Raw genomic sequence first — 12,282 nt, forward strand, 5'->3', positions numbered from 1 at the left:
CCCCTCCTTGCGTGAGGGGCTTTTTCATGTCCGAAGTAGAACGATGAGAAGGATGAGATGAGCGAGACGCCTTACCGCTACACCGCCGAACTGGCCGGGCAGATCGAGACCGCCTGGCAGGACCGCTGGGAGGCCGAAGGCACGTTCCACGCGCCGAACCCGTCCGGCGTCTGGGCTGAGCCCGAGAAGGTCGGCGGCCGGGAGAAGCTGTTCGTGCTGGACATGTTCCCCTATCCCAGCGGCGCCGGCCTGCACGTCGGACACCCGCTGGGCTACATCGGCACCGACACCTGGGCGCGCTACCAGCGGATGCGCGGCCGCAACGTCCTGCACGCCCTGGGCTACGACGCCTTCGGCCTGCCGGCCGAGCAGTACGCGGTGCAGACCGGTCAGCACCCGCGGGTGACCACCGAGGCGAACATCGCCAACATGCGGCGCCAGTTGCGCCGGCTGGGCCTGGCCCACGACGACCGCCGCAGCGTCGCCACCACCGACGTCGAGTTCTACCGCTGGACGCAGTGGATCTTCCTGCAGGTGTTCAACTCCTGGTACGACACCGACGCCGACAAGGCGCGTCCGATCGATGAGTTGATCGCCGAGTTCGCATCGGTCACACGCCCCACGCCGTCCGACCGACCCTGGGCCGAACTGGACGCCGCCGAGCGTGCCACCATCGTCGACTCCTACCGGCTGGCCTACGTCTCGGAGGCTCCGGTGAACTGGTGCCCCGGCCTGGGCACCGTGCTGGCCAACGAGGAGGTCACCGCCGAGGGCCGCTCCGACATCGGCAACTTCCCCGTCTTCAAGCGCAGCATGAAGCAGTGGATGATGCGGATCACCGCCTACTCCGACCGGCTGCTGGCCGACCTGGACCGGCTGGACTGGCCGGACAAGGTGAAGGCGATGCAGCGCAACTGGATCGGACGTTCCAGCGGCGCCTCGGTGACCTTCCCCGTCGAGGGCCACGAAGCCGCGATCGCAGTGTTCACCACCCGTCCGGACACGCTGTTCGGTGCCACGTTCATGGTGTTGGCGCCCGAGCATCCGATCGTGGACGCCATCACCCCCGGCGAGAACGCCTGGCCCAGCGGCACCAACCACGCCTGGACGGGCGGCGCGGCGTCCCCCTCTGAGGCGGTCACCGCCTACCGGGAGGCGGCGGCCCGCAAGACCGACCTGGAGCGCCAGGAGAACAAGGACAAGTCCGGCGTCTTCACCGGCGCGTTCGCGATCAACCCGGTGGACGGCCGGCGCATCCCGATCTTCATCGCCGACTACGTCCTGATGGGCTACGGCACCGGCGCCATCATGGCGGTACCGGCCGAGGACGAGCGCGACTGGGACTTCGCGACCACCTACGAGCTGCCGATCATCCGCACCGTGCAGCCCTCCGAGGGTCACGACGAGAACACCGCGTTCACCGGCGACGGCCCGACGATCAACTCGGCCAACGATGAGATCTCGCTGAACGGCCTGAACATGGCCGACGCCAAGCAGACCATGATCGACTGGCTGACCGAGAAGGGTCACGGCACCGAAACCGTCACCTACAAGCTGCGGGACTGGCTGTTCAGCCGGCAGCGCTACTGGGGTGAGCCGTTCCCGATCGTCTACGACGAGGCCGGTCACCCGATCGCCCTGCCCGAGTCGATGCTGCCGGTCGAACTGCCCGAGATCGACGACTACAGCCCGCAGGCGCTGGATCCCGACGATTCGACGTCCGAGCCGGTGCCGCCGCTGGGCCGGGTCACCGACTGGGCCGAGGTCGAACTGGATCTGGGCGACGGGCCGAAGACCTACCGCCGCGAGCTGAACGTGATGCCGCAGTGGGCGGGCTCGTGCTGGTACGAGATCCGCTACCTGGATCCGGCCAACCACCACCGGTTCGTGGATGTTGACGTGGAACGCTACTGGATGGGTCCGCGCGATGCGGCCGATAGTGCGTCGGTCGAGCCTGTCGAGACCCCGGTTTCGACAAGCTCAACCACCGAGGGCGGCGATGTCGGTGGCGTCGATCTGTACGTCGGTGGCGTCGAGCACGCCGTGCTGCATCTGCTGTACGCCCGGTTCTGGCACAAGGTGCTGTTCGACCTGGGCCAGGTCAGCTCGGCCGAACCGTTCCGCCGGCTGTACAACCAGGGCTACATCCAGGCCTACGCCTTCCGCGATTCCCGTGGCCAGACCGTCCCGGCCGACGAGGTCGAAGAGGTCGCCGGTGCGGACGGCGAGATGAGTTACGTCTGGCACGGGGAGGAGGTCTTCCGGGAGTACGGCAAGATGGGCAAATCGCTGAAGAACATCGTCACTCCCGACGATATGTATGACTCCTACGGCGCCGACACCTTCCGGATCTACGAGATGGGCATGGGTCCGCTGGATCAGTCGAAGCCGTGGGAGACCCGGGCCGTGGTCGGCTCGCAGCGCTTCCTGCAGCGGCTGTGGCGCAACGTGGTCGACGAGGTCACCGGCGACGTCCGGGTCGTCGACGCATCGCTGGATGCCGCCACCAAGCGCGCGCTGCACAAGGCCATCGACGCCGTCACCAGGGACTATGAGGGGTTGTCGTTCAACACCGCGATCGCCCGGCTGACCGAGTACAACAACGTGCTGACCAAGCTGGACGCCGTCCCGCGCGAGGCGATCGAGCCGATGCTGCTGATGGTGGCTCCGCTGACCCCGCACATCGCCGAGGAGTTGTGGTCGCGGCTGGGCCATGCCGAGTCGCTGGCCTTCGAGCCGTTCCCGGTCGCCGATCCGGCGCTGATCGCCGACGACACCGTGACCTGCGTGGTGCAGGTGCGGGGCAAGGTCCGAGCCCGCCTGGAAGTGCCGGCCGACATCTCCGAGGACGACCTGCGGGCGCAAGCCCTGGCCGTGCCGCGGATCGCCGACGAGATCGCCAACGGGGTGCGGACGGTCATCGTCCGAGCGCCGAAGCTGGTCAACGTCGTACCTGTCTGAGGACGCCCTTCGCCCGCAGACTGGCTGTACCGGCGAGACTGGACCGCCGGACGGCCCCGGATGGGGGTGCCGTCCGGCGATCCGCGATCTCGACATCGCCGCTCGATAGAGGGAAACCTCGCCGATTTCGTGTCAGGACCCGAAATCGGACGGCTTTGTCGGCATCGGTGACCGATCTCGACATCGCCACACCCCACGATCGACCTCTCCGGAACCGCGGATCCGTCGCACCCCTCCCGGGACCGGGAGGCCTCAGGCCCGGGTCGCTGTGACCAGCAGATAGTCCCAGTGCATGACGCCCTCGGCGAGGAATCGATCGCCCAGGGCCGCCAGCTCGGCGTCCAGCGCGGCGACCTTGTCCGGATCGCCGGCGATGAACCGGTACACCGCGATGGTCGGGCCGTAGTTGCGCTTGAAGTAGTCGCGGAACTCGGCACCGTCGGCGAACCGCGTCACCGGCAGCGAACGCTCGCGGGCGACGAAGTCGGTCACCCGCTCTCCGAACAGCTGCCGGACGTGGTCCCCACTCCCCCACAACGGTGCCGGCGAGGCTCCGGGCGGCGGAGGCGGGGCGTACGGCTTCAGCACCGCGAACATCTGGCCGATGAAGCCGGCCGGCGTCCAGGACAGCACGCCGATCCGGCCGCCGGGCCGGCAGACCCTGAGCAACTCGTCCGCCGCCTGTTGATGATGCGGGGCGAACATCACCCCGATGGCCGACATCACCGCGTCGAACGCACCATCGTCGTAGGGCAGCGCTTCGGCGTCGGCGACCTGCCAGCTGAGCTGAAGCCCGTGCTCGGCAGCGGACGCGCGCCCGAGATCCAGCAACTCGGGGGTGAGGTCGGTTGCCGTCACCACCGCCCCGCGACGAGCGGCCGGCAGTGCGGACGTCCCGGTGCCGGCCGCGACGTCCAGCACGCAGTGTCCGGCGCGGATGTCGAGAGTGTCGACGAGCACGCCGCCGAGTGCGGCGACGATGTCGGTGGCCACGGCCGGGTAGTCGCCGCTGGCCCACATCGCCGCATGTTTGGCCTTCAGCGCCCGGTCGGCCTCGGTGGCGGTATCCGGGATCTCGCTGGTGTTGATCGTGATGGTCACGATTCCTCCTTCGGTTGGTTGATGACCTCACGGTAGGAATCGAGGACGGTGTGCGGCATCGGCGCCGACGCGCAAATCGCTGCCCCCGGCAGCCCGCCCAATGGCGGTCGGTGCGTAGTCGCCGCCCGCCCGCACGACGGGTTCCACCGGTTGGCCGACTCAGCCGCGGGACAGCAGCCTGCCCACGGCGGCGGCCCGGGCCGTCCGGCCCTGCAATCCGAGCTTGCCGTAGACGTTCTGCAGGTGCCGCTCGACCGTGCGGACCGACAGCACCAGCCGAGCCGCGATGGCCTCGTTGTCGAGACCCTGCGCGGCCAGGCCGAGAATGTCGCGCTCGCGTGGCGAGAGGGTGCCCATCGCGACGGACGCGGAGTCCGCGGCGCCCGGTTCGGCCAGCAGTTCGCGGTCGGGCCGCAGGAACTCGGTCAGCTCGTGCAGCAGCACCGGCCAGGCCGGCTCGGCGGCGAGCACGATGTGGTTGACGCTCTCCAGCGCCACCAGCCGGGCGTTGCGGATGCCGACCGCCAGATCGCGGGCGTGCTGAAAGTCGTTCATCTGATCGCCCCGGCTGTTGATCACCAGGGTCGGCAGGTCGATCTGCGCCATCCGCGGCGACGAGTCGGTCAGCTGTCGCTGGCGCCGAGACAACACGGCCGTGTCGGCGTCCACCGCCATCCGCTGCAAGTCGTCCAGCCAGCAGCGTTGCTCCTCGGTTCCCCCGGGAATCATCATGCTGCTGAACACCCTGCGGAACTCCGAGGTGGGACGCGCCCAGCCGACCTTGATCAGCGCCTCGAACGCGGCGTGGAGTTCCAGGTCCTCGGGCGACAGACCCGCGTGCGCGCCGGCGTAGCTGCCGTAGAAGATCAGCCGGGTCAGCCGCCCCGGATGGCGGGCGGCGTACTCGAGTGCCACCGGTCCGCCCTGCGCCATCGCCAGCAGCGCGAACCGACCGAGCCCGGCGTCGTCCGCGACGGCTTCGAGGTCGGCTACCCGGGCGTCCAGGCTGTGGTCGGTCACCCCGCGATCCGACAGCCCGTGGCCGCGTTCGTCGTAGCGGATCACCGTGGCAACCTTGCCCAACTCGACCAGGTAGTGCCGCCAGACCGGACTCTGCCAATCGAATTGCAGGTGGCTCAGCCAGCAGCCGTCGATGAGCAGCGGCGGGCCCTTGCCGTGCACCGCGTAGGCGATGCCCACGCCGTCGGTGGAGCGCGCGAACCGGATGTCCTGCCCCGCGTCCGCCCCCGTCCTGCTCACCGGACGATGATAGGGCGCCACCCTTCTCTCGGCGAGGCTCGTTGCCGGCCCTCCTCCTCCCGGGTTCGCCGTCCGCAACCGGCCCAGATCGTCGAGTTTGCCAACGTGGTCGGCTTCAGTTATGGTCCTTCTCAGCTTGATCTCAGCTTCTGCTCAACTGAATCTCAGTGAGAGTTGTCGTACGTCGGTTCGGGAGGATCCGCCATGTTCGTTCGCAAGTTTGCAGTTTCCGCCACCCTCGCACTCAGCACAGCGCTGGTGCTCTCGGCCGCACCCGCCGCCCTCCCCGCTACGGCCGAAGAGACCCCGCCGCCGGCAGCACCGGTCGAGTCGGCGGCTGCCGTCGTGACCCCCACCACCACGAGCACGACGACGACCACGCCGCCGAAGCAGACCAAGGCGCAGAAGCTGCAGGCCAAGGCGAACGCGGTGATCAAGGCCGCCAAGTCCCGGGTGGCCAAGGGCCAATACCGCTGGGGTGCCTCCGGGCCGAACAACTTCGACTGCTCCGGACTGATGATCTGGTCGTTCCGCAAGGTCGGCATCAAGCTTCCGCACTCGTCCCGGGCGCAGTCCAAGAAGGGTGTCAAGGTCGCCAAGAAGAACCTGAAGCCCGGCGACCTGGTCTTCTTCTACAGCCCGGTCAGCCACGTCGCGCTCTACATCGGCGACGGCAAGATCGTGCACGCGCGCAACACCCGCGACGACCTGGAGATCTCGAACCTGAAGAAGTACGGCCACTACCACTCGGCCCGTCGCGTCATCCGCTGACCCTGGTCATCCGACGACCACTTCCCCGCGCTCGCCCAACTATTTGGGGCTCGCTGAACTTCGCCCGCGAGCCCTAGTAGTTCGGCGAGCGCTCGGTGGTTTGTGGGCGCGTGCCAGCGGTTCGGCTAGTCCAGCAGGTCGCGGACGACGGCGTCCGCGAGCAGCCGGCCGCTGAGGCTGAGCATCAACCGGTCGGACGTCCCACCCCCGGAGGCCGGCCGGGACAACCCTTCCGACAGCCCGCTGGACGTGCTCGACCGACGGTCGTCGAAGTGCAGATCGACCAGGCCGCGAGCGAGCAAGCCGGGCACCCGGGCTCGCTCGGAGTCCGTCAGGACGTCCAAGGCCAATCCGTCGGCCAGCCGCGATTCCAGCAGCACCCGCTCGACCCGGCGCGCATCGGCGTCCAGCGCCTCCCGGGCAGCAGCCGGGCTGTTGCCCGCGTCCAGGACGGCGCTGTACCGCCGCGGGTGCTTGACGTTCCACCACCGGACGCCGCCGACGTGCGAGTGTGCCCCGGGCCCGATCCCCCACCACGGCGACCCCCGCCAGTAGGCGAGGTTGTGCCGGCATTCATGTCCCGGACGGCTCCAGTTGCTCAGCTCGTACCACCGCATCCCGGCGGCGGAGAGCAGCTGCTCGGCGAGCTCGTAGCAGTCGGCCTGCAGGTCATCGAGCGGGGCCGGCAACTCGCCGCGGCGGATCTGCGCGGCCAACCTGGTGCCTTCCTCGACGATCAGGGCGTACGCCGAAACGTGGTCGGGAGCCTGGGCCAGCGCCGCCTCCAGCGAGGCTCGCCAGTCCTCCAGCGACTCCCCCGGCGTCCCGTAGATCAGGTCGAGACTGACCGAGACGAAGCCGGCCGCCCGGGCCCAGCCGACGACCTGGCCGACCCGTCCGGGGGTGTGGGTCCGATCGAGCACCTGCAGCACATGGCTGCGAGCCGACTGCATGCCGAACGAGATCCGGTTGAAGCCGCCCGCCACCAGAGCGTCCAGGTAGCCGGCGTCCACCGACTCCGGGTTGCATTCGGTGGTTACCTCCGCGCCCTCCGGCAAGGGGAAATACCGCCGGGCGGCGTCCAGCAGACCGACCAGTTCAGCCGACTCGAGCAGGGTGGGAGTGCCGCCGCCGACGAATACGGTGGCGATCGGACGCTCCCCGAGCACCCGCGCCGCCAGCGCCAGTTCAGCCTCGGCGGCGTCCAGGAACGCCCGCCGGGACGAGCCGGGCGCTGACCCGAGTTCCGCCGCGGTGTAGGTGTTGAAGTCGCAGTAGCCGCACCGGGTCGCGCAGAACGGCACGTGCAGATACAGCGAGACGGGGCCGTCACCGAGTTCGGCCAGTGCGGACGCGGGCAGCGAGCCGTCGGCGGGCGCCGGGTCCCCGGCGGGCAGCGCGGAAGGCATCAGGGCAACTCGAACGGCAGCCGCTGGCCGTCCAGGGCGCGCCGGCAGGAACAGGTCGCCGTCTCGTCCGACTCGGGTTCGGGCAACGCCGCGATCACCCGAACCAGCATCGCCTTCAGCCGCTCGATGTTGCCGGCGAAGACCTGCATCACCTCGGCGTGCGACACCCCCGGCCCCTCGACGCCCGCGTCCGCGTCGGTGACCATGCAGACGGTGCTGAAGCACATCGCCAGTTCGCGCGCAACGGACGCCTCCGGCATTCCGGTCATGCCGACCACCGACCATCCGGCGGCGGCATGCCACCGGGACTCGGCCCGGGAGGAGAATCGTGGCCCGTTGATCACCACGAGAGTGCCGCCGTCGACCGCGGGCTCGTCCACGGCCAGCAGCGCCGCCCGGCCGCGGGGGCAGTACGGATCGGCGAACGAGACGTGGACGACCGGGCCGACCGCGTCCCACACGGTGTGCGCGCGTCCCCAACTGCGATCGACGACCTGGTCGGGTACGACGAAGGTGCCGGGGGTCAGTTCGGGCCGCAGTCCGCCGACGGCACACGGCGCCAGTACCTGCCGGACGCCGATCGATCGCAGCGCCCAGAGGTTGGCCCGGTAGTTCACCCGGTGCGGCGGGAACTGGTGCCGGACGCCGTGCCGTGGCAGGAACGCGACAACCCGTCCGGCGACTTCGCCGATGGTCAGCGGCGCACTCGGCTCGCCGAACGGGGTGTCGATCTCAACGGTGTCAGCACCGTCGAAGAAGTCGTAGAAACCCGACCCGCCAATGATCCCGATCTCCGCCCGCACGGCACCACTCTAGGACCTGGCCAGCAGGCCCTCCGCGTCCGTCAGGAAGTGCCATCATCGTTGGTCGAGCCTGTCGAGACCGCCGGCAACGGGCCTCGACAAGCTCAACCCGCGACACCTCGCACCGAGCATCGTTGGTCGAGCCTGCCGAGACCTCCGGCACCGGGCTTCGACAAGCTCAACCGGCGATGTCCCGCTTACCCGTTGGCCTTGTTGGCGGCTGGCCTCAGCCTTGGGCAGCCCGTCGGCCACCGACGTCCGGCCGAGGAAGACCTCGTCGAAGATCGGCTTCCAGGCAGTCAGCGCGGCACCGTAGTTCTCACCGGCCGGCGCCGAGATCGACGGCATCCCGCCCTGCTTGGCGAACTGCGAGGGGTCGACGTTCTTGGCCTTCCAGTAGTCGGCGAACGCGGACTGCGCGCCCGTGACAGCCGGGATCGCGGTGCCGGTCGAGCCGAGGAATTTGGCTCCGTCGGCCGACCCCATCCATTGCAGCACCTTCTTGGTGGCGTCGAGGTTCTTGCTCTTGGCGTTGCCCGCCGCGATGATCGAGTTCACCACCGAAACCGCACCCTTCGGCCCAGCCGGCAGCGGAGCGATCCCCCAGTCGAATTTGGCACCGTCGGCGACATTCTTCAGGTTGTAGACACCCGACTGGAACAGGGCGATCTTGCCCTGCAGGAACTGGTCGCGGGTGAAGTTGTCGTTGCCGTTGGTGTTGGACGCCGCCGGCGAGACCTTGTACTTGTTGATCAGGTCGACGATGTACTGGAAGGCCGCCTCGGATTCGGGTGACGCGAAGACGAACTTGCCGGACGCGTCCTGGAACTGGCCGCCGTTGGAGCCGATGAAGTTGTAGTAGATGCCCTGCAGGTCCTGGGCCGCCGAGTAGCCCCACTGCTTGGGCCTGGCGCCGTTGAAGCCGCTCTCGTCGGCGGTCTTGCCGGTGGCGTCGATGGTGAGCTTCTTCAGGATCGGCAGCAGGGTGTCGGCGCTGCCGCCGCCCGGGGCCCAGACGAGGTTGTTGAGTTGCTCGGGGGTGATCCCGGCATCTGCCAGCAGCTTCTTGTTGTAGTAGAGGGCGATGCCGCCGTCGGTGGTCTGCGGGACGCCCCACAGCTTGCCGTCGCGGGTGTACTGCTCGACCGCCGGCGTGATCCAGCTGGCCTTCTCCGACGCGAAGTCGGAGCCGATCTCGAGCACCGAGCCCGAGGTCACGTAAGGCTGCAGATAGGAGCCGTTCATCATGAAGATGTCCTCGGCGTTGCCGCTGCTGACATCGGTACGCAGCTTGGTGAAGTAGTCGGCCCACGGCACCACCACGGTCTTCACGGTGATGTTGGGGTTCTGCTTGTGGAACTCGGCGAACGAGGCGTCGTAGGCCTTCTGCCACTGCTCGTCCCACATCCGGACGGTCACGGTCGTCGTAGCGCCGCTGGCGGTGGCGGTGGGCTGAGCCTGCTGCTGAGCGGGCGAGCAGCCGGCCGCACCGAGCGCGACCGCGGCCGCCACGGCGGCCACGAACGTCCGGCGACCCAGGGTGTGTACCGATCTCACGGGGGTTCCTCCTCGGTTGGTTGTGTCCATCACATCATCTGCCGCCGACATCGCTACTTGAAGCCGGTCAACGAAATTGAGCTGACGATCGTTCGCTGGAAGACCGCGAAGATCACCAGCAGCGGCGCCATCGCCACCGTGGTCGCGGCCATCACCAGCGTCCAGTTGGAGTTGTACTGACTCTGCAGGTTCGCCGTCGCCACGGTGAGCACCTGCCAGTCGCGTCCGGTGGTGATGATCAGCGGCCACATGAAGTTGTTCCAGTGACTGACCACCGTGATGATCGCCAGGGTGGCGATGATGCCCCGCGACATCGGTGCGACGATCTGCCAGAGGATCCGCCAGTCGCCGGCACCGTCGATCCGGGCGGCGTCGATCAGGTCGTCGGGAATGCCGCGAAAATGCTCGCGCAGCAGGAACACCGCGTAGGGCGAGCCGAACAGGAACGGCAGCACCAGCGCCCAGAACGTGTTCCGCAATCCGGTCTGCACCATCATCGTGTACAGCGGAATGACGATGACCACCTGGGGAATCATCAGCGTCGCGAGATACAGCCAGAACAGCGCGTCGCGTTCGGCGAAACGCAACTTCGCGAAGGCATAGGCGGCCATGATCGAGAAGATCAACTGACCGCAGAGGATCACCGCGACCATCTGCGCGGTCACCGCGATCGGCGACAAAAAGCCGTAGTCACCGCCGAACAGTGTGGTGAAGTTCTCCGTCGTGACCGGGTTGGGCAGGTTGAGCGCAGGCTCGGACGCGAACTGCTGCGGCGATTTGAACGCGGTCATGAAACTGAGCGCGAACGGCGCCAGGGTGAGCAATGCTCCGGCGGTCAGGACCAGATAGGTCAGCGCGTCGGCGACCGGCCTGGGAAGGCTGGCCCGGCGACGCCGGACGGCCACCGGGGTCTCAGCTGAGGTCATAGGTGATCCTGTCGGCGAAATAGCGCTGCTGCAGCAGGGTCACGACCACCAGGATGGCGAACAGCACCAGCGCCATCACCGAGGCCCGGCCCAGATTGAAGGCGCCCTGGAATGCTTCGATGTAGATCCGGCTGGCAATCACGTCCGTGGTGCCCTCCGGGCCGCCGAGGGGCGTCAGCGCGTAGATCTGGTCGAACGCCTGGAAGGCCGAGATCACCCCGGTGACCAGCACGAAGAACATGGTCGGCCCGAGCAGCGGCAGCTTGATCTGCCAGAACACCTGCCAGCCGTCCGCGCCGTCCAGTTCGGCGGCCTCGATCACCGACTCGGGGATGGCCGCCAGCCCGGCGACGAAGAACAGCGTGGTGTAGCCGACCTGCGACCAGATCGTCACCCCCGCCACCGCCGGCATGGCCAGCGCCGGATTGGTCAGCCACTCCACGCTCAGGCCCAGCAGGTTGTTCAGTGCCCCGTCGTAGGGGGCCAGGATCCACTTCCAGACCACCCCCAGCGCCAGCGGCGCGCAGATCCACGGGACGACGTAGATCACCCGGAACAGCCCCGACCCAGGGAGTCCCCGGGAGAGCAGCACGGCCAGGAACAGCCCCAACGCCGTCTGCAGCGGGATCACCGACGCCACGAAGATCACCGTGCGCAGCATCGAGTTGCCGAAAGTGGGGTCACCCAGCACGTCGGCGTAGTTGGCCAAGCCCACGAACCGGATCGGCGACAGCAGATCCCACCGGTTGAGCGAGAGCCAGATCACCACCAGGATCGGGAACAGCAAGAAGGCGGCGAGCCCGAACAGGCTGGGCGCCAGCAGCAGCCCGGCCAATCGACCGTGCCGCAGGCGTCCCGCCGGACGCTGCGCGCTGCGGGTGGGCATGGCGATGACTCTAGTTGTCTGACGGACGTCCGGCCAGGGCTGGTTGAGATTTGAAATAGGCGCCCGGACAAGCTTCTTTGGCACCCGCAGAGAGCCCTTCCGGTCCGATGACGAGCGTGCCCGAGCGGTCGGTAGGCTTCCCGCATGACCCTCCGCACCGGCCTGCTCCTGGCGCCCCTGGCTGTCCTCGCCCTGACCGGTTGCGCGGCGAACGCAGCGCAACCATCCCCCAGCGTCACCGCGTCCCCGACCGCTTCGGCGGCCGCGAGCCCATCGGCCTCCGCTTCGACGACGACTTCGGCCGCCGCCAGTTACCGGCTGTCGGAGGTCGCCAAGCACAACACCCAGCAGGACTGCTGGGCGGCGATCGACGGCAGCGTGTACGACCTGACCTCGTGGATCAGCCGGCATCCGGGCGGACCGGACAAGATCATCAAGCTCTGCGGCACGGACGCCACCGCGGCCTTCCACGGCCAGCACGACAGCCAGCCGAAGCCGAATACGCAGCTGGCCTCCTTCCGGATCGGTGCCCTGGTCGACTGAGACTTCGGGGTCCACTCCCTTGGTCGGCACCGGCAGACTGGGCGCATGACTAGTTCACTGGCACT

General features: G+C 68.3%; 10 protein-coding genes. 3 read left to right on the top strand and 7 right to left on the bottom strand.

Features of this window, described 5'->3' with window-relative positions:
- Positions 1-57: 57 nt before the first annotated feature.
- The gene (locus QM711_RS04920) at positions 58-2,961 is read left to right on the top strand and encodes a leucine--tRNA ligase (protein WP_415096810.1); all 2,904 of its coding nucleotides are present in this window, start codon (positions 58-60) and stop codon (positions 2,959-2,961) included.
- Between the two features lie 252 nt (positions 2,962-3,213).
- On the opposite strand, the gene QM711_RS04925 is transcribed toward QM711_RS04920, so the two are convergent.
- Positions 3,214-4,062 carry a class I SAM-dependent methyltransferase gene (locus QM711_RS04925; protein WP_415096812.1) on the bottom strand — a complete coding sequence of 283 codons (849 nt, stop codon included), beginning with the start codon at positions 4,060-4,062 and terminating at the stop codon, positions 3,214-3,216.
- A 159-nt stretch (positions 4,063-4,221) separates the two neighbouring features.
- Positions 4,222-5,322, bottom strand: coding sequence for an alpha/beta fold hydrolase (locus tag QM711_RS04930; RefSeq protein ID WP_415096814.1), 1,101 nt, complete (start codon positions 5,320-5,322; stop codon positions 4,222-4,224).
- 204 nt (positions 5,323-5,526) lie between these two features.
- Between QM711_RS04930 and QM711_RS04935 the strand changes: the two genes are divergently transcribed.
- On the top strand, positions 5,527-6,093 hold the full coding sequence (locus QM711_RS04935) for a C40 family peptidase (RefSeq protein ID WP_415096816.1): 567 nt from the start codon (positions 5,527-5,529) through the stop codon (positions 6,091-6,093).
- A gap of 125 nt (positions 6,094-6,218) precedes the next feature.
- Here the strand turns inward: QM711_RS04935 and hemW are convergent, their stop codons facing one another.
- Genes hemW through QM711_RS04960 form a run of 5 tightly spaced genes read right to left on the bottom strand, consistent with a single transcriptional unit; the run spans position 6,219 to position 11,674 of the window.
- A complete protein-coding gene (hemW, locus tag QM711_RS04940) occupies positions 6,219-7,502 on the bottom strand; it encodes a radical SAM family heme chaperone HemW (RefSeq protein WP_415096819.1) in 1,284 nt (427 codons plus the stop codon).
- On the bottom strand, positions 7,502-8,305 hold the full coding sequence (locus QM711_RS04945) for an S-methyl-5'-thioadenosine phosphorylase (protein WP_415096821.1): 804 nt from the start codon (positions 8,303-8,305) through the stop codon (positions 7,502-7,504). The genes hemW and QM711_RS04945 overlap by 1 nt, the downstream gene beginning before the upstream one ends.
- Positions 8,306-8,359: 54 nt before the next feature.
- Positions 8,360-9,862 (bottom strand): extracellular solute-binding protein, encoded by a 1,503-nt coding sequence (locus tag QM711_RS04950; protein ID WP_415096823.1) that lies wholly within the window; start codon positions 9,860-9,862, stop codon positions 8,360-8,362.
- Positions 9,863-9,915: 53 nt separating this feature from the next.
- Positions 9,916-10,788: a carbohydrate ABC transporter permease gene (locus QM711_RS04955; RefSeq protein ID WP_415096825.1), complete on the bottom strand. Its 873-nt coding sequence runs from the start codon at positions 10,786-10,788 to the stop codon at positions 9,916-9,918.
- Complete coding sequence (locus tag QM711_RS04960) at positions 10,775-11,674, bottom strand: carbohydrate ABC transporter permease (protein WP_415096827.1); 900 nt, start codon at positions 11,672-11,674, stop codon at positions 10,775-10,777. Before QM711_RS04960 ends, QM711_RS04955 begins: the two co-directional genes overlap by 14 nt.
- A 144-nt stretch (positions 11,675-11,818) precedes the next feature.
- Here QM711_RS04960 and QM711_RS04965 point away from each other — a divergent pair, with 144 nt between their 5' ends.
- Complete coding sequence (locus QM711_RS04965) at positions 11,819-12,217, top strand: cytochrome b5 domain-containing protein (RefSeq protein ID WP_415096829.1); 399 nt, start codon at positions 11,819-11,821, stop codon at positions 12,215-12,217.
- Positions 12,218-12,282 lie beyond the last annotated feature (65 nt).

The sequence above is a fragment of the Micropruina sp. genome (assembly GCF_047602385.1).
In the GTDB taxonomy this organism is placed as follows: domain Bacteria; phylum Actinomycetota; class Actinomycetes; order Propionibacteriales; family Propionibacteriaceae; genus Micropruina.

Excerpts from the sequence above, each read along its gene's own strand:
- hemW (WP_415096819.1), bottom strand. The coding sequence starts at position 7,502 with ATGCCTTCCGCGCTGCCCGCCGGGGACCCGGCGCCCGCCGACGGCTCG.
- QM711_RS04935 (WP_415096816.1), top strand. The coding sequence starts at position 5,527 with ATGTTCGTTCGCAAGTTTGCAGTTTCCGCCACCCTCGCACTCAGCACA.
- QM711_RS04960 (WP_415096827.1), bottom strand. The coding sequence starts at position 11,674 with ATGCCCACCCGCAGCGCGCAGCGTCCGGCGGGACGCCTGCGGCACGGT.
- QM711_RS04920 (WP_415096810.1), top strand. The coding sequence starts at position 58 with ATGAGCGAGACGCCTTACCGCTACACCGCCGAACTGGCCGGGCAGATC.
- QM711_RS04965 (WP_415096829.1), top strand. The coding sequence starts at position 11,819 with ATGACCCTCCGCACCGGCCTGCTCCTGGCGCCCCTGGCTGTCCTCGCC.
- QM711_RS04955 (WP_415096825.1), bottom strand. The coding sequence starts at position 10,788 with ATGACCTCAGCTGAGACCCCGGTGGCCGTCCGGCGTCGCCGGGCCAGC.